Consider the following 16,371-nt stretch of genomic DNA (forward strand, 5'->3'; position numbering starts at 1 on the left):
CTGGCCGGGTTTCCAGCCTGCGACCTGGTCGCGGATCTCTTCCACCAGCAGGGGCGCGTTCTGCACGTTGGGTGGCAGCGGGCCGGCCCAGTGCGGCATCGTTCTCTTATACACATTTAGAGGGTTTAATTCGAGCTGCTGGATGTTCATCGACAGCGGTGGCTGCGTCATGGCCAGCCGCTGGGCCGCGCGGCCAAAGTGCAACTCCTCGGCGAGCACGGTGAAACAGCGCAGGTGACGGAACTCCATGAATATTCAACTTGTATTGATCAATCGGCAATCAATATTAGACAGCTATTCATGAGGCACCGACAATCGCTGTCAAACCCCTCTTCCAACCCGCCCCGGAGACACCCCATGGCCACCCCCAAAAATACCTTCAACTGGGAAGACCCGTTCCACTTGAGCGCGCAGCTCACCGACGACGAGCGCCAGGTGCAGGACGCCGCCCACGCCTACTGCCAGGAGAAGCTGCTGCCCCGCGTGACCGAGGCCTTCCGCCACGAGAAGACCGATCCGGCCATCTTCCGCGAGATGGGCGAGCTCGGCCTGCTTGGCCCCACCATCCCCGAACAGTACGGCGGCAGCGGCCTCAACTACGTCTGCTACGGCCTGGTGGCGCGCGAGGTGGAGCGCGTGGACTCCGGCTACCGCAGCATGATGAGCGTGCAAAGCTCGCTGGTGATGGTGCCGATCAACGAGTTCGGCTCTGAAGCGCAGAAGCAGAAATACCTGCCCAAGCTCGCCACCGGCGAGTGGATCGGCTGCTTCGGCCTGACCGAACCCAACCACGGCAGCGACCCCGGCAGCATGGTCACCCGCGCCAAGAAGGTGGACGGCGGCTACAGCCTCTCCGGCGCCAAGATGTGGATCACCAACAGCCCGATCGCCGACGTGTTCGTGGTCTGGGCCAAGGACGACGGCGGCCAGATCCGCGGCTTCATCCTCGAGAAAGGCTGGAAAGGCCTGAGCGCCCCCGCGATCCACAGCAAGGTCGGCCTGCGCGCGAGCATCACCGGCGAGATCGTCATGGACGAAGTCTTCGTGCCGGAAGAAAACGCCTTCCCGGACGTGCGCGGCCTGAAAGGACCGTTCACCTGCCTGAACAGCGCGCGCTACGGCATCGCCTGGGGCGCGCTGGGCGCAGCAGAAGACTGCTACTTCCGCGCCCGCCAGTACGTGATGGACCGCCAGCAGTTCGGCCGCCCGCTCGCCGCCAACCAGCTGATCCAGAAAAAGCTGGCCGACATGCTGACCGAAATCAGCCTCGGCCTGCAAGGCTGCCTGCGCCTGGGCCGCATGAAGGACGAAGGCACCGCCGCGGTGGAAATCACCAGCATCCTCAAACGCAACAGCTGCGGCAAGTCACTCGACATCGCCCGCATGGCGCGCGACATGATGGGTGGCAACGGCATCAGCGACGAATTCGGCGTGGCCCGCCACCTGGTGAACCTGGAAGTGGTGAACACCTACGAAGGCACGCACGATGTGCATGCGCTGATTCTGGGGCGGGCGATCACGGGGATTGCGGCGTTTGCGAACTGATTGGGTTCATTCCGCCAAACAAGAAGGGCTGCCGTTGGCAGCCCTTCTTGTTTTCATTTGTCGACATATATTTCCGGCCAAACGAAAGACACCAGACTCCACGCGCCTACTTCTCGGGCCAATGCTGCTCAACAATTGACTCGACAACCGAGAGCGATCCGAGGGCTCAGACCTTTACTTGTTGCAGCCCACCTGTTCGGTTCTGGAACTTTCGGACACTGCATCCCGTGTCTGCTTGGTTCTCCAAGTCAGCGAGCTTTTCCCGATAGCAGGAATCCTGAACTGGCCCTGATCGCAGTGAGAACAAAATGCGCTTGAACCCCAGATGCTCAGCTGAGTACGGGCCACCAAAGCAATCGACAAGCTGACGAAGTTTCTCAGTTTTTGACATTGCCTCTTCACGCTTCATGATGTTCCCTCTGGTGTTTCGCCGCCGGGCGCTTGAATATGAGCTACGGTGGTGTGAAGCCAAACGCCTCTCTCAGTCATCTGCCGTCATCGGAGCCCACACATGATCTTCTACACCGGCAACCAGGCACAGCCCCGCCTTGAGGAGTTCCTGGACCAAGTGCAGCACGAGGCCATGCGCAACTTCTACACAAACCGCCTGCAGGACACGCTGGCGCAGAACGCCGCCAGCGCCGCCGCGAAGGGTCTGACAGAAGACGGACTGCAGCGCCTGCTGGACGACGAAAGCTGAGCGCCAGCGGCCGGTGGTGCTGAACCGGCCATCGGTAGTTATGCGCTTGCGGCCTCCCTCAAAGACTTCGACAAATACCGCACCAGCCCAATGCGCCCAGCCTTGGGCTCGGCGTACTCGGTGAACCCCGCCACTTCGTAGGCGCGCCGAGCGGCCAGGTTCTGATCGTCCACGCAAAGCGCGAGCAGTGGACAAACCGGCCAGTGCTCCGCCAGCCAGGTTTCCACCAGGGCCAGCGCGTGTCTGCCGTGACCTTTGCCCTGTTCGCGGCTGTCGATGCGCATGGCCCTGAGGGCGACGGCGCCGGTGGGCGCCCACGCCGGCAGCCGGGAACCCCGGCAGAGCACCACGAAGCCGACCTGCGCCTCGGCATGAAGCACGGCCAGGCCGGCGACTTCGTCCAGGCTGGCGCCCTCGCCCACCGCGACCGCCTGCGCCATCGTCCCGGCGAATTCGATCTGCTCGGGCGGGATGTGCAGGGCCAGCACGGATTGCTGCTGTTCGCTGTTGAGTGCTTGCCAGCGCTGGAGTTGAAGCCGGGTGGGTGTCATTGGGCAGGCCTCGCCTGCCAGTACCGGCTGGCCTCGGTCGGCAGCTGCGCCAGCACCTGTTCGAAGGCGGCAGCGTCCACGTGCCGGCGAAGGGCGGTGGCGACGGACACGACCGCATCGACCGGCGAGAAGTTGTGCTCCGCGCGAACGGCGCGCACGTCCGCCAGCCACTCGGCCGGCCCGCCAAAGGGCACCGGCGCCAGGTCGAGGGGCCAGTCTTCAATGAAGAGCGCGCGGATCACGGGCGGCAGCACAGCGGCAAAGGCGAGCGCCTGCGGGACGGTCAGGCGTTTGCGGAACGCGTGCAGCACACCCACCACCATGTTCCAGGCCATGTTGGTGGTGGGCAGCCCGGCGCAGTCGCGGGCGTCGACCATGAAGCGCTCGAACTGCAGCGTGGGGTTCTGGTACTCAAAGGGCAGCGGCATGGCGGCGCAGTGTGCCACGGTGCGAGAAGCCTGCTGGAGCTTGGGGCAACGGGGTGAGCCATCATTCAACCATGTGGTTGACTATCTGGATGAACGTCGACATATTCAACCACATGGTTGAATTAAATACCCCCCAACTCGACGCCGTGTTCCACGCCCTGGGCGATGCGACCCGCCGGCAGATGCTGCGCGAACTCGCGCAGGCCGATCGCACCGTCGGTGAATTGGCGGCGCCTTTCGCCATCTCGCTGGCGGCGGCTTCCAAACACGTCAAGGCGCTGGAAAACGCCGGGCTCATCCGCCGCGAGGTGCGCGGACGCACGCACGTGTGCCACCTCAACCCCGGGCCACTCGCCAGCGCCAATGAGTGGCTGCGTTACTACGAAGCCTTCTGGACCGTGCGTCTGGACCTGCTCGACGAGCTGCTGCAACAGGAGCACCCACCCGTTTCCTCACCCCCCAAAGGAGATACACCATGACCGAACTGACCGCCCCCGACGACTACGGCGTGCTGACCGAGCCCGCCACCCTCACCCTGCAGCGCCTGCTGCCCGGCTCCATCGAGCGGGTGTGGGCCTACCTCACCGAGAGCGAGTTGCGCCGCCAGTGGCTGGCCGCCGGCACGATGACGCTGGAAACCGGTGCACCTTTTGAACTGGTCTGGCGCAACGACGAGCTGTCCGACACGCCCGGCCAGCGGCCCGCCGGGTTCCCGGAAGAGCAGCGCATGCCCTGCCACATCACCGAACTCGACCCGCCGCGCAAGCTGGCATTCACCTGGCAAGGCAGCGGCGATGTGTCCTTTGAGCTGGCGGCCCGTGGCGACCAGGTGCTGCTGACGGTGGTCCACCGCCGCCTGCCCGACCGCAGCACGCTGACCATGGTCGGCGCCGGCTGGCACATGCACCTGGACCTGCTCGTCGCCAGCCTGAAGGGCGAGGCCAAAGCCCCGTTCTGGGAAGGCTGGGCCCGGCTCCGGCAGGTCTACGAACAACGCCTGCCGGCCTGAGGCCAGGCGCCCGCCTGGTGAGGGCATCAGAAATGCACCTGGCGCCCCTCGCCCACGCCATGAGACTGGCACGCTTTCTGTTAGCTTCAGGGCATGTCCCTGTCGCTCGACTTTCTCACCCTGCCGCTCCTGGTGGCCGCCTCGCTGGTGTTCATCAGCGTGCTGGCGGGTGTGTTGTCGACCCGCATGGGGTTTTCGTTTCTGCTGGTGTTTCTGGTCGTGGGCACGCTCGCGGGTGTGGACGGGCCAGGCGGGCTGGTCTTTGACGATTTCCGCCTGAGTTTCTGGGTCGGCAACGTGGCGCTGGCGGTGATCCTGCTGGACGGCGGCTTGCGCACCGATTTCAGCACCTTTCGCACCGGTTTGAAGCCTTCCATATTGCTGGCCACCATCGGCGTGGTGGTCTGCACGGGCATCACCGGAGCGGCGGCCTACTGGTTGCTGGACCTGAGCTGGCCGCTGGCCTTGCTGGTGGGCGCCATCGTGGGCTCGACCGACGCGGCGGCGGTGTTTTCGCTGCTCAAGTCGTCGGGCGTGAAGCTCAACGAGCGCGTGGCCGCCACGCTGGAGATCGAGTCGGGCATGAACGACCCGATGGCGGTGTACCTGACGTTGACCTTCATCACCGTGGCGCTCACCGCGCAAGGGGTGGCGGGCGCTGTCGCCGGGCCGACCGCGCTGGACGTGCTGTTGTCGCTGCTGCAGCAGTTCGGCTGGGGTGCCGCGCTGGGCATGGGCAGCGGCTTTGCGCTGGCCGAGCTGCTCAAGCGCCTGGGCCGCGGGGTGGACGGCGGCGGCGGCATCCGTGCGCTGCTGGTGGTTTCGGCCGGGCTGACGGTGTTTGCCGGCACCACCTGGCTGGGCGGTTCGGGTTTTCTGGCGGTGTACGCCATGGGCGTGATCACGGGCAACATGGCGCGGCGCCAGGTGCGGGCGGCGCTGTCCGCCATGGACGGCTACGCCTGGCTCTCCCAGGCGGGCATGTTCCTGCTGCTGGGGCTGCTGGTCACGCCCACCGGCCTGCTGCGCACGCTGTGGCCCGCGCTGGGCGTGTCGCTGGCGCTGATGCTGGTGGCCCGGCCGCTGTCGGTCTGGCTGTGCCTGGCGCCGTTGCACTTCAACGCCCGCGAGATCACCTTCATTTCGTGGGTGGGCCTGCGCGGCGCGGTGCCGATCGTGCTGGCGGTGTTCCCCGTGATGGCCGGGGTGCAGGGCGCGCAGACCTTCTTCAACGTGGCGTTTGTGGTGGTGCTCACTTCGCTGCTGCTGCAGGGGTCGACGATTGCCTGGAGCGCCCGGCGACTGGGCGTGAGCCTGCCCGACCCGGGCGATGCGGCCCAGGCACGGCTGGTGTATGGCGACTTTGTGCTGGACGCCGGTACCTCGATGGACAACCTCTGCGCCTTCTACGGCCTGCCGCTGCCGGCCGATGCGTCCCAGGACCTGGCCACCTGGCTGCGCAGTGAACTGCAGCGCCCGCCGGTGGTGGGCGACAGCACCCTGCTCGGGCAGGCCGAAGTGAGCGTGCGCGAGATGGCGGGCGAACGCATCACGCGCGTGGGCATCAGGCTGGGCTGAAGGCTCCGGCGCGCGCCGGGAACAAGGCTTGTCGGACCCCTGGCCAGGCAGGCGGGATCGGTGATGGGTTATATTAATAACCCACCGGTCATTAAACCCATGCCATCCTCCCCTCCCCCTCTCATGCCCCTCATTGAAGAGGCGCCACGCCAGCGCCGCGAACGCCGCAAGGAAGCGCGCCCGGGCGAGCTGCTGGACGCCGCACTCACCCTGTTCGTTGAAAAAGGTTTTGCCGCCACGCGGGTGGAAGAAGTGGCCGCGGCCGCGGGCGTCTCCAAGGGCACGCTGTTTCTCTATTTCCCGAGCAAGGAAGAGCTGTTCAAGGCGGTGGTGCGCGAAACCATCGCCGGGCGCTTTGGCGAGTGGAACGAAGAACTGGACGCGTTCGAGGGCAGCAGCGCCGAGCTGCTGCGCTACTGCATGCAATCCTGGTGGGAGCGCATCGGCATGACCGCGGCCTCGGGCATCACCAAGCTGGTGATGAGCGAGGCGGGCATGTTCCCGGAGATCGCGGCGTTCTACCAGCAGGAGGTGATCGGCCCCGGCCACGACCTGCTGCGGCGCATCCTGCAGCGCGGCATGGACCGCGGCGAGTTCCGTCCGATGGAGCTGGAGTACGCGGTCTACAGCCTCATCGCGCCCATGATCTTCCTGCTGATGTGGAAACACTCCATGGCGCCGTGCTGCCCGGCCTCGCAGCGGATCGAGCCGGTGGCCTTCATCGACAGCCAGGTCGGCCTGCTGCTGAACGGCTTGCTGGCAACGCCCGACAACACACACAAAAGTCCCACGTCATGAACCCACGCACGACCCGTTCCACCTGGCTGAAATGGCTGCTGCTCGCCGCCCTGGTGCTGGCCATTGGCCTGGGTGTGGCGCGTGCGCTGAACAAGCGCAAGCTGCAGAGTGAAGCCGCCAACGCCGCGGCCGCGGCCATGCAGCAGGCGCCGGTGTACCAGCTGGCGCCGCAGGATGTGACGACCGTGCGGACGCTGGCGCTTTCTCAGGCGGTGGGCGTGTCGGGTGCGCTCAAGGCGCTGCAGACCGCGGCCATCAAGGCCAAGGTCGCGGGCGAATTGCAGGGCCTGCAGAAGCGCGAAGGCGAGAGCGTGAGCGCGGGCGAGGTGGTCGCGCGCATCGACAGCACCGACGCGCAGGCGCGTGTGCGCCAGGCCGAGCAGCAGGCGAAGTCGGCGCAGGCGCAGGTGGCCATCGCGCGCCGCGCGCTGGAGAACAACCAGTCGCTGGTGAAACAAGGCTTCATCTCGGCCACCGCGCTGGAAACCACCAGCAACAACCTGGCCGCGGCCGAAGCCACCCACCTGGCCGCCCTGGCGGCGCTGGACATCGCGCGCAAGGCGCTGGGCGACACCACGCTGCGCTCGCCGCTGACCGGCCAGGTGTCGGCCCGGCTGGTGCAGAACGGAGAGCGGGTGGCGCTTGACGCCCGTGTGCTGGAGGTGGTGGACCTCTCCGGCTTCGAACTCGAAGCCGCGCTGGCCCCGGCCGACGCCATGGCCGTGGTGCCTGGCCAGAAGGCCCGGCTCACGGTCGAAGGCCTGGCCCAGCCGGTGGACGCCACCGTGGCGCGCATCAACCCCAGCGTGCAGGCGGGCAGCCGCAGCGTGCTGGTGTACCTGCGGGTGCCGGCGGTCGCGGGCATGCGGCAAGGGCTGTTCGCCCAGGGCCAGATCGTCACCGGCCAGCTGAACGCGCCGGCGGTGCCACTCTCGGCGGTGCGCAACGACAAGCCGCAGCCCTACATCCAGACCGTCACGGACGGCAAGATTGTCCACGTGCCGGTGGTGCTGGGTCGCCAGGGCCTGCTCGACGGCGAGCCCATGCTGGTGATCGACGGCGTGGCGCTGGCGCCCGTGGGCACCACGCTGCTGCGGGTGCAGGCCGGCCTGATCCGCGAGGGCACCGCGGTGACCCTGACAGGCCCCACCGCCGCGGCCACCGCACCGGCGACATCCACCGTTTCGCACTGAGCCCAGCGCCATGTGGTTCACCCAGATCTCGCTGCGCAATCCGGTCTTTGCCACCATGGTGATGGTGGCCTTCGTGGTGCTCGGGCTGTTCTCCTTCCAGCGCCTGAAGGTGGACCAGTTCCCCAACATCGACTTCCCGGTGGTGGTGATCACCACCGAATACCCCGGCGCCTCGCCCGAGATCGTGGAGAGCGAGGTCACGAAGAAGGTGGAGGAAGCGGTCAACGCGATCGCGGGCGTGAACACCCTCACCTCGCGCAGCTACGAAGGCCAGTCGGTCGTCATCATCGAATTCCAGCTGCACATCGACGGTCGCAAGGCGGCCGAAGATGTGCGCGAAAAAATCGCCATCCTGCGCCCGACCTTCCGCACCGACGTGAAGGAACCGCGCGTGCTGCGCTTCGACCCGGCGGCGCGTTCGATCTGGTCGGTCGCTGTCCTGCCCGAAGCTGTCCATGGGAAAGCGCCCTCGGCGGTTGAACTCACAACCTGGGCCGAACAGACGCTCAAGAAACGCATGGAAAACGTGCGCGGTGTGGGCTCGGTGACGCTGGTGGGTGGCACGCGGCGCGCGGTGAACATCGACCTGGACCCGGCCGCCATGGAGGCGCTGGGCATCACCGCCGAGCAGATCACCACCGCGGTGCGCAACGAAAACCAGGACCTGCCGGTGGGCACGCTCAAGACCACCGAGCGCGACCGCGTGGTGCAGGTGCTCTCACGGCTGCAGAACCCCCAGGATTTTGAAGACATCATCGTGGCGCGCCGCGGCGGCAGCGCGGTGCGCCTGACCCAGGTGGCGCGCGTGAGCGATGGCACGGAAGAGGTGGAAAGCCTCGCGCTCTACAACGGCCAGCGCACGTTGCTGCTGCAGGTGCAGAAGGCGCAGGACGAGAACACCATTGCGGTGACCGACGGTCTCAAGGCCACCATCACATCGCTCCAGGCCGAACTGCCGCCGGGCGTGCGCCTGGAGCCGATCGCCGACGGCTCGCGACCGATCCGCGTGTCGGTGGACAACGTGCGCCGCACGCTGATCGAAGGCGCGCTGCTGACCGTGCTGATCGTGTTCCTGTTCCTGAACTCGTGGCGCTCGACCGTGATCACGGGCCTCACGCTGCCGATCTCGGTCATCGGCACTTTCTTCTTCATGAACCTGTTCGGCTTCACGATCAACATGATCACGCTGATGGCGCTCACGCTGTCGGTGGGCCTGCTGATCGACGATGCCATCGTGGTGCGCGAGAACATCGTGCGCCATGTGCAGATGGGCAAGCGCCCGTTCGACGCTGCCATGGACGGCACGCAGGAGATCGGCCTGGCGGTGCTCGCGACCACGCTGTCCATCGTGGCGGTGTTCCTGCCCATCGGCTTCATGGGCGGCATCATCGGCAAGTTCTTCCACGAGTTCGGCATCACCATGGTGGCCGCGGTGCTGATCTCCATGTTCGTGAGCTTCACGCTCGACCCCATGCTGTCCTCGGTCTGGCACGACCCCGAGATCGAAAAACACGGCCAACACGCCGCACCGGTCACGCTGTACGACAAGACCATTGGCCGCGTCACCGGCTGGTTCGACCGCGTGCAGGACGACCTGACCGAGCTCTACCAGGGCACCCTGCGCTGGTCGCTGCAGCACAAGCTGGCCACGCTGGGCCTGGCGCTGGTCGTCTTCGTGAGCAGCCTGTTCATGGTGCCCCTGCTGGGCACCGAGTTCGTGCCCAAGGCCGACTTCTCCGAAACCTCGCTCTCGTTCCACACGCCGGTCGGTTCCTCGCTCGAAGCCACCGAGGCCAAGACGCGGCAGGTCGAAGGCATCCTGCGCGAATTCCCCGAGGTCAAGTACACGCTCTCCACCATCAACACCGGCAACGCCCAGGGCACCATGTACGCCAGCGTCTACGTGCGCCTGGTGGACCGCAAGGACCGAAGCATCAACGCCGACGCCATGGCCGCGAAACTGCGCGAGCGCCTGCGCACCGTGCCCGGCATCAACGTGACCCACGCCGGCCTGCTCGACCCGGTGGGTGGCAACAAGCAGATCGAGTTTTCGCTGCAAGGCGACGACCTCGCCGAGCTGGAACGCCTGACCGCGCAGGTGATGGAGCGCATCCGCCCCATCGTCGGCCTGGTCGACCTGGACGCCAGCGTCAAGCCCGACAAGCCGACGGTGGACGTGGTGATGCGGCGCGAGATCGCGTCCGACGCCGGGCTGAACGGCGCCGCCGTGGCGAGCAGCCTGCGCACCCTGGTGGCGGGTCAGACGGTGGGCAACTGGCGCGCCGCGGACGGCGAGAGCTACGACGTGAACGTGCGCCTGGCGCCCGAGCAGCGCGCGCGCACCAGCGACCTGGAGCAACTGCCCTTTGTGGTCGGCACCGCCGCCGATGGCAGCGCGCGCGTGGTGCGCCTGGGCCAGGTGGCGCAGGTGGTGGAATCGACCGGACCCAACCAGATCAACCGCCGCAACCTCAACCGCGAGGTGGCGATCAACGCCAACGTGTTCGGCCGCTCGGCGGGCGATGTGTCAGCCGACATCCGCCAGGTGCTCGACACCATTGCCATGCCACCGGGCTACCGCTACGAATTCGGTGGCTCGACCAAGAACATGCAGGAATCGTTCGGCTACGCGGTGTCGGCGCTCGCGCTGGCGATCATCTTCATCTACATGATCCTGGCCAGCCAGTTCCAGAGCTTCCTGCAGCCGCTCGCGCTCATGACGGCGCTGCCGCTCACGCTGATCGGCGTGGTGCTCACACTGCTGATGTTCGGCTCGACCATGAGCATGTTCTCGGTCATCGGCATCGTGCTGCTGATGGGCCTGGTGACGAAAAACGCCATCCTGCTGGTGGACTTCGCCATCCGCGCGCGCCGCGGGCTGGATGGCGCCGCGCCGCTGGACCGCGAAAGCGCCCTGCTGCTGGCCGCCAGGGTGCGGCTGCGCCCCATCCTCATGACCACGCTGGCCATGGTGTTCGGCATGGTGCCGCTGGCGTTTGCCCTCACCGAGGGCTCGGAGCAGCGCGCGCCCATGGGCCAGGCGGTGATCGGCGGCGTCATCACCTCGTCGCTGCTGACGCTGGTGGTGGTGCCCGTGGTGTACTGCTACATGGACGATTTCGCGCGCTGGCTGGGCCGCCTGTTCGGTGCGGGTCACACCGATGACAGCACGCCCGTCAGGGCCACAGCGGGTGGCGCTCAGTAAAATGCATCAGGATCGGCTAATATACCCACCGGAGTATCAAACATGACTTCTCAGACCCCCACCAGCTTCGACCAGGCTCGCTTCAACATGATCGAGCAGCAGATCCGCCCCTGGGAGGTGCTCGACCCCCAGGTGCTGGCCTTGCTGGCCCGCATGCGCCGCGAGGACTTCGTGCCCGCCGCCCACAAGGCGCTGGCCTTCGTCGACATGGAACTGCCGTTGGGGCAGCCGGCCGTGGACGGCGAAACCATGCTGGCGCCGCGCGTGGAAGCCCGCCTGCTGCAGGACCTGGCCATCCAGCCGACCGACAAGGTGCTGGAGATCGGCGCCGGCAGCGGCTTCATGGCGGCCTTGCTCGCCAGCCTGGCGCAGCGCGTGGTGTCGCTGGAGATCAACGAAGCCCTCGCGCGCACCGCGCGTGAAAACCTGCAGAAGGCCGGCTTCACCAACGCCGAAGTGCGCGTGACCGATGCCGCCGCCAACAACTTCGCCGCCTGCGCCACCGAAGCACCGTGGAACGTGATCCTGCTCAGCGGTTCGGTGGCCGAAGTGCCGCCCGCCCTGCTCTCGCTGCTGGCCCCCGGTGGCCGCCTGGCCGCCATCGTGGGCAACGAGCCCGTCATGCGCGCCACCATCGTCACGCGCACCGGCGAAGCGTCGTTCGTCACCGCCCAGCCCTGGGACAGCCTGGCGCCGCGCCTGCGGAACTTCCCCGAGCCTTCTCGCTTCCAGTTCTGAGCCAGCACACCCGCGGAAACGCTCACAGGTCCGACCCCATGATCTCCATCCACCCCACCCAACTCACCGAGTGGCTTGAACAGGCCCGCTCGAAGTCGCCGGACCTGCGCCCGGTCGTGCTCGACGTGCGCGAGCCCTGGGAGCTCCAGACCGCAGCCGTCAAGCCCGATGGTTTTGATCTGGTCCACATGCCCATGCGCAGTGTGCCGGCACGCTACCTGGAACTCGACCGCAACCAACCCGTGGCCTGCCTGTGTCACCATGGCGCGCGCAGTGCGCAGGTGGTGCACTTCCTGATGCAGAACGGTTTCTCCGAAGTGGTGAACATCCACGGCGGCATCAACGCCTGGGCCCGCGAGCGGGATCCGTCCGTGCCGGTGTACTGAAACCGCCACCCTGCATTCCGCGCCTGTTATCCAAAGGAACTCCCATGACCGCCCTGTCCGCTCCCAACCCGTTGAAGCTGCGCCCGCTTTCCCTGAAGCCGCTCGCGCTGGCGGCCTTGCTGGCACTGGGTGTGTCCGGCGGCGCGCAGGCGCAAAGCCTGGTCGAGCTCTACGACATGGCGCGGGGGTTTGACACCACCGTGCAGGCGGCGCGCGCGCAGTACGAGGCCAATCTCGCCAAGGCCGATCAGGCCAAGGCGGGCTTGCTGCCCCAGGCCGGCCTGGGCGCCGGCGTCAATTGGGCGAACGTGGACAGCAGCGCAGCGGCTGGCAGTCGCAGTGCCGACAGCCAGAACCTGGCGCTTTCTGCCAGCCAGCCCCTGTACCGCCCCGCCAACCGCCTGACCAACGAGCAGGGCCAGCTGTCGATCGACGTGGCCAAGGCCCAGCTGGACGCGGCCGAGCAGGACCTGATCGTGCGCACAGCACAGGCGTACTTCGACGTGGTCGCAGCGCAAGACACGCTGACCTTCGTGCTGGCCCAGAAAGCCGCCGTGGCGGAACAGCTGGCATCTGCCAAGCGCAACTTCGAAGTGGGCACCACCACCGTCACCGATTCGCGCGAAGCCCAGGCCCGCTACGACCTCGTGCTGGCGCAGGAGATCGCCGCCAGCAACGACCTGCGGGTGAAGAAGCTGGCGCTCGATCAATTGGTCGGCAAAGACAACACCAGCCCCAAACCCCTGGTGAGCGCCGTTGCGCTGGAGCCGGTGCAGCCCGCCGATCCCGAAGCCTGGGTGATGCAGGCGCAGCGCGAGCATCCCCTGGTGCGCCAGGCCATCCGGGGCTTTGACATCGCCGAGCTGGAAGTCAAGAAAGCACAGGCCGGTCACAAGCCCACGCTGGATCTGGTGGGCCAGTACGAGGTCGCACGCGGCCCCAGCACCACGATGCCCACGGCCGGCAACGTGCGCACCAACACCGCCAGCGTCGGGCTGCAGTTCAACCTGCCGCTGTACGCCGGCCATGCCATTGAAAACCGCGTCAAGGAAACCGTGGCGCTGGTGGAAAAGGCCCGAGCCGACCGCGAGACGGCCCTGCGCAACATCGGCCAGGCCACGCGCAGCGCCTACTTCGGTGTGCTCTCGGGCCTGAGCCAGGTCAAGGCGCTGGAAGCCGCCGAGGCCTCCAGCCAGAGCGCGCTCGACGCCAACCAGCTGGGCTACCAGGTGGGCGTGCGCATCAACATCGACGTGCTCAACGCCCAGAGCCAGCTCTTCCAGACCAAGCGCGATCTGGCCCAGGCACGCTACAACGTGCTGGTGGGCCAGCTGCGTCTGAAGCAGGCTGGCGGCCTTCTCAAGGCCGAAGACCTGCAGCCCATCAACGCCCTCCTCGCGCGGTAAACTGCGGCACCTCGCCGGCCGGGCATGTCGCCCGCGGCTGCGCGGTCCAGTGAAGGGTGATTCATGCAAGCGGTCAATGTGCTGTGCATCAAATGGGGCAAGAAATACGGCCCCGAGTACGTCAACAAACTGCACAGCATGGTCAGCCGCCACCTGCACCGGCCGTTCCGCTTCGTCTGCCTGACCGACGACGGCGCCGGCATCGACCCGGCGATCGAAGTCAAACCGATTCCGATGGTCGGCTTCGACGAGTTCGACCAGCGCAAACCCTGGACCTTCGGCCACGGCTGGCTCAAGCTCACCAGCTTCGCCAGCCCGCTCTACGACCTGCAGGGCCGCACGCTGTTTCTCGACCTGGACATCGTCATCCTGGACAGCCTGGACCCGTTCTTTGAACAGCCCGGCGAGTTCACCGTGATCAAGGAATGGGACAAGAAAGACGGCACGGGCAACACCTCCTGCTATGTCTACACCATCGGCGCCCACGCCGACGCGCTGGAACACCTGAAGAACGACTACCCGGCCTCGATCAGCTCCGTGCGCAACGAGCAGGAGTTCATCACGCTTTATCTGGCGCGCCAGGGCAAGCTCAGCTACTGGCCCGACACCTGGTGCCGCAGTTTCAAGCGCCACTGCCTGCGCGGCGGCATCATGGGCTGGTTCCTGCCACCCACCATCCCCGAAGGCGCACGCATCATCGCCTTCCACGGCAAGCCCAACCCGCCCGACGCGATCGCCGGCGTCAGTGGCAAGTGGTACCGGCGCGTGCTGCCGACCCAATGGGTCGCCGACCATTGGCGTTGAAGGCCGTCCCGCTGGCGCACCGGGGCTACCGGCTGCTGCTGAGAGGGCTGGCGCTGCCGATGCTGGCCTGGCTCTGGTGGCGGGGCCGCAAGGATGGCGGCTACCGGCAAGGCCTGGCACAGCGGCTCGGCTTCATCGAGCCTGCGCCCGCCTCGTTGGGCGGTCTGCTGATCCATGCGGCATCGGTCGGCGAAGTGCAGGCCGCACGCCCCCTGATCGAGGCGCTTCGCCAGGAATGGCCCGACCACACGATCACCGTCAGCACCCAGTCGCCCACCGGCGCGCGCCAGTTGCGCAGCCACTGGGGCGATGCCATCCAGCACGTCTTTTTTCCCATCGACACGCCCGGTGCAACGGCCCGGTTTCTGGACCGCCTGCAACCCCAACTGGTGGTGCTGGTGGAGCGCGAGTTGTGGCCCGAACTGCTGCTGCAATGCCGCGAGCGCTCGATCCCCGTGGCGCTGGTCAACGCCCGGTTGTCGGAGGCGTCTGCGAAGTCCTACCGGCGCTGGCAGGCCCTGATGCAGCCGGTCTGGGCGCAGCTCGCCTTGGTGGCGACGGCCGACACCCCGACCACCGAGCGCCTGCGGGCCCTGGGCGTACCCGCTGAGCGTTTGCTCGAAACCGGCAACCTGAAATTTGACCAACCCGTTGCGGCGACCGGCTCGCAGGAACTGCCCTGGCTGCAGGGGCGCACGGTGGTCGTTGCCGGCAGCACCCACGATGGTGAAGAAGACGCCTTGCTGGCAGCCTGGCCGGATTTTGCGGCGCACCATCCCGGCAGCGCCCTGATCCTGGTGCCCCGACACCCCGAACGCTTCGATGCGGTCGCCCGGCTGATTGATCAGGCGGGGCTGCCCTATGCCCGACGCAGCCGGCAGGAAACGCTGGCACCGGAAGCGGGTGTGTACCTGGCCGACACCATGGGCGAACTCGGCCTCTGGTACGCGCACGCCAGCGTGTGCTTCATCGGTGGCAGCCTGGCCGCCATCGGTGGACACAACGCCCTCGAAGCACTGGCTTGCGGCAAACCCGTGCTGTTCGGCCCGCACACGCAGCACTTCCAGCGTCTCTACCAGGAGATCCAGAGCCACGGCATCGGAGAACGCATCACATCGGCGCAATCCCTGCTGGAGCTTGCCGGACAGTGGCTGGATCAGCCGGTCCAGCTCGCCAGCAAGGGCGAACAGGCGCGTCACTTTGTGGAGCGGCAACAAGGCAGCAGCCAGCGCAGCCTGCAGGCACTCAGACCCTTGTGGCAACCCACGCGGCCCGGCTTGTTGTCCCCTGTGGTGCAACAGTCGTTGACGAACCAGACCCTGTGGCACGACCCGGTGCTTCTCAAGGCCTGCTCCCCCACCCTGTTTGAACCCGAAAACGGCAGCACCGCGCTGGCCACCGGCAGCGGTCGCGGCCAGGCCCACCGGATGGTGCTCGAAGGTCTCGACGTGGTGTTGCGCCACTACCGGCGCGGCGGACTGATGGCGCGGCTGAGCCCCGACCGCTACTGGCGCAGCCGCCCCCAGGACAGCCGGGCCCTGGGTGAATACGCGCTGCTGCGCCACATGCAAGCCTGGGCACTCCCGGTGCCGACGCCGGTGGCGGCCAGGCAGCTGCGCCACGGCTGGTGGTACACCGCCGACATCGTGGTGGCCATGATTCCGGGCACGCAGAACGTGGCTCAGCGCCTGTCACAGGCGCCACTGAGCGGGGAGGAATGGCAGGCATTGGGTCGTGCCATCCGTCAGATGCACGACCGACAGGTGTTCCATTCCGACCTGAATTGCCACAACCTGCTGCTCGACGACAGCGGGCGCGCCTGGATCGTGGATTTCGACAAATGCGGGATCCGGGGGGAACACCACTGGAAACAGCAGAACCTCGATCGGCTGCTGCGCTCCTTGCGCAAGGAAAAGCGCAAACGCGCGTCGTTCTTCTGGGAAGAAGCCTGCTGGGAGGCATTGACCAGCGGCTACGGAGACACTGCGAGCAGCGTTGCCTAAAACCCTGGAAGTCGGGCAAGTTCTCGC

The 16,371-nt window shown here is 66.8% G+C and carries 16 protein-coding genes; 13 read left to right on the forward strand and 3 right to left on the reverse strand.

Translation table 11 applies throughout. From position 1 onward, the window contains the following. On the reverse strand, positions 1-249 hold a 249-nt coding region (locus F3K02_RS27705), incomplete at its 3' end, for a LysR family transcriptional regulator (protein WP_177138310.1). 108 nt (positions 250-357) lie between these two features. On the opposite strand from F3K02_RS27705, the gene F3K02_RS22910 reads away from it, so the two are divergent. Beyond that, positions 358-1,545, forward strand: a complete 1,188-nt coding sequence (locus F3K02_RS22910; RefSeq protein WP_177138313.1) for an acyl-CoA dehydrogenase — start codon at positions 358-360, stop codon at positions 1,543-1,545. A gap of 511 nt (positions 1,546-2,056) precedes the next feature. Continuing rightward, positions 2,057-2,245: a prevent-host-death protein gene (locus tag F3K02_RS22915; protein ID WP_177138315.1), complete on the forward strand. Its 189-nt coding sequence runs from the start codon at positions 2,057-2,059 to the stop codon at positions 2,243-2,245. A gap of 38 nt (positions 2,246-2,283) precedes the next feature. Here the strand turns inward: F3K02_RS22915 and F3K02_RS22920 are convergent, their stop codons facing one another. Further along, complete coding sequence (locus tag F3K02_RS22920) at positions 2,284-2,796, reverse strand: GNAT family N-acetyltransferase (RefSeq protein ID WP_177138317.1); 513 nt, start codon at positions 2,794-2,796, stop codon at positions 2,284-2,286. Further along, a complete protein-coding gene (locus tag F3K02_RS22925; protein ID WP_343067139.1) occupies positions 2,793-3,242 on the reverse strand; it encodes a DUF2267 domain-containing protein in 450 nt (149 codons plus the stop codon). Before F3K02_RS22925 ends, F3K02_RS22920 begins: the two co-directional genes overlap by 4 nt. Before the next feature lie 71 nt (positions 3,243-3,313). Between F3K02_RS22925 and F3K02_RS22930 the strand changes: the two genes are divergently transcribed. The 11 genes from F3K02_RS22930 to F3K02_RS22980 all read left to right on the forward strand — a co-directional run bounded on the left by F3K02_RS22930 (position 3,314) and on the right by F3K02_RS22980 (position 16,344). Next, positions 3,314-3,703 carry an ArsR/SmtB family transcription factor gene (locus F3K02_RS22930; RefSeq protein ID WP_425485635.1) on the forward strand — a complete coding sequence of 130 codons (390 nt, stop codon included), beginning with the start codon at positions 3,314-3,316 and terminating at the stop codon, positions 3,701-3,703. Next, positions 3,700-4,233: an SRPBCC family protein gene (locus F3K02_RS22935; RefSeq protein ID WP_177138321.1), complete on the forward strand. Its 534-nt coding sequence runs from the start codon at positions 3,700-3,702 to the stop codon at positions 4,231-4,233. Before F3K02_RS22930 ends, F3K02_RS22935 begins: the two co-directional genes overlap by 4 nt. Before the next feature lie 93 nt (positions 4,234-4,326). After that, positions 4,327-5,811 (forward strand): potassium/proton antiporter, encoded by a 1,485-nt coding sequence (locus tag F3K02_RS22940; RefSeq protein ID WP_177138323.1) that lies wholly within the window; start codon positions 4,327-4,329, stop codon positions 5,809-5,811. 123 nt (positions 5,812-5,934) lie between these two features. Continuing rightward, positions 5,935-6,609: a TetR/AcrR family transcriptional regulator gene (locus F3K02_RS22945; RefSeq protein ID WP_177138325.1), complete on the forward strand. Its 675-nt coding sequence runs from the start codon at positions 5,935-5,937 to the stop codon at positions 6,607-6,609. After that, positions 6,606-7,802 (forward strand): efflux RND transporter periplasmic adaptor subunit, encoded by a 1,197-nt coding sequence (locus F3K02_RS22950; RefSeq protein ID WP_177138327.1) that lies wholly within the window; start codon positions 6,606-6,608, stop codon positions 7,800-7,802. The genes F3K02_RS22945 and F3K02_RS22950 overlap by 4 nt, the downstream gene beginning before the upstream one ends. A gap of 10 nt (positions 7,803-7,812) precedes the next feature. Continuing rightward, positions 7,813-11,007: an efflux RND transporter permease subunit gene (locus F3K02_RS22955; RefSeq protein WP_177138328.1), complete on the forward strand. Its 3,195-nt coding sequence runs from the start codon at positions 7,813-7,815 to the stop codon at positions 11,005-11,007. 42 nt (positions 11,008-11,049) lie between these two features. Next, positions 11,050-11,745: a protein-L-isoaspartate O-methyltransferase family protein gene (locus F3K02_RS22960; RefSeq protein ID WP_177138330.1), complete on the forward strand. Its 696-nt coding sequence runs from the start codon at positions 11,050-11,052 to the stop codon at positions 11,743-11,745. Positions 11,746-11,783: 38 nt separating this feature from the next. Further along, complete coding sequence (locus F3K02_RS22965) at positions 11,784-12,131, forward strand: rhodanese-like domain-containing protein (RefSeq protein WP_177138332.1); 348 nt, start codon at positions 11,784-11,786, stop codon at positions 12,129-12,131. Positions 12,132-12,175: 44 nt separating this feature from the next. Then, positions 12,176-13,537 carry a TolC family outer membrane protein gene (locus F3K02_RS22970; RefSeq protein WP_177138335.1) on the forward strand — a complete coding sequence of 454 codons (1,362 nt, stop codon included), beginning with the start codon at positions 12,176-12,178 and terminating at the stop codon, positions 13,535-13,537. A 63-nt stretch (positions 13,538-13,600) separates the two neighbouring features. Further along, positions 13,601-14,341 carry a glycosyltransferase gene (locus F3K02_RS22975; RefSeq protein ID WP_177138337.1) on the forward strand — a complete coding sequence of 247 codons (741 nt, stop codon included), beginning with the start codon at positions 13,601-13,603 and terminating at the stop codon, positions 14,339-14,341. Continuing rightward, positions 14,338-16,344, forward strand: coding sequence for a 3-deoxy-D-manno-octulosonic acid kinase (locus tag F3K02_RS22980; RefSeq protein ID WP_177138340.1), 2,007 nt, complete (start codon positions 14,338-14,340; stop codon positions 16,342-16,344). Before F3K02_RS22975 ends, F3K02_RS22980 begins: the two co-directional genes overlap by 4 nt. The last annotated feature ends 27 nt before the right edge of the window (positions 16,345-16,371 follow it).

The sequence above is a fragment of the Hydrogenophaga aromaticivorans genome (assembly GCF_013387465.1).
Taxonomy (GTDB): Bacteria; Pseudomonadota; Gammaproteobacteria; order Burkholderiales; family Burkholderiaceae_C; genus Hydrogenophaga; species Hydrogenophaga aromaticivorans.

Excerpts from the sequence above, each read along its gene's own strand:
- F3K02_RS22910 (WP_177138313.1), top strand. The coding sequence starts at position 358 with ATGGCCACCCCCAAAAATACCTTCAACTGGGAAGACCCGTTCCACTTG.
- F3K02_RS22915 (WP_177138315.1), top strand. The coding sequence starts at position 2,057 with ATGATCTTCTACACCGGCAACCAGGCACAGCCCCGCCTTGAGGAGTTC.
- F3K02_RS22920 (WP_177138317.1), bottom strand. The coding sequence starts at position 2,796 with ATGACACCCACCCGGCTTCAACTCCAGCGCTGGCAAGCACTCAACAGC.
- F3K02_RS22930 (WP_425485635.1), top strand. The coding sequence starts at position 3,314 with ATGAACGTCGACATATTCAACCACATGGTTGAATTAAATACCCCCCAA.
- F3K02_RS22935 (WP_177138321.1), top strand. The coding sequence starts at position 3,700 with ATGACCGAACTGACCGCCCCCGACGACTACGGCGTGCTGACCGAGCCC.
- F3K02_RS22940 (WP_177138323.1), top strand. The coding sequence starts at position 4,327 with ATGTCCCTGTCGCTCGACTTTCTCACCCTGCCGCTCCTGGTGGCCGCC.
- F3K02_RS22945 (WP_177138325.1), top strand. The coding sequence starts at position 5,935 with ATGCCCCTCATTGAAGAGGCGCCACGCCAGCGCCGCGAACGCCGCAAG.
- F3K02_RS22950 (WP_177138327.1), top strand. The coding sequence starts at position 6,606 with ATGAACCCACGCACGACCCGTTCCACCTGGCTGAAATGGCTGCTGCTC.
- F3K02_RS22955 (WP_177138328.1), top strand. The coding sequence starts at position 7,813 with ATGTGGTTCACCCAGATCTCGCTGCGCAATCCGGTCTTTGCCACCATG.
- F3K02_RS22960 (WP_177138330.1), top strand. The coding sequence starts at position 11,050 with ATGACTTCTCAGACCCCCACCAGCTTCGACCAGGCTCGCTTCAACATG.
- F3K02_RS22965 (WP_177138332.1), top strand. The coding sequence starts at position 11,784 with ATGATCTCCATCCACCCCACCCAACTCACCGAGTGGCTTGAACAGGCC.
- F3K02_RS22970 (WP_177138335.1), top strand. The coding sequence starts at position 12,176 with ATGACCGCCCTGTCCGCTCCCAACCCGTTGAAGCTGCGCCCGCTTTCC.
- F3K02_RS22975 (WP_177138337.1), top strand. The coding sequence starts at position 13,601 with ATGCAAGCGGTCAATGTGCTGTGCATCAAATGGGGCAAGAAATACGGC.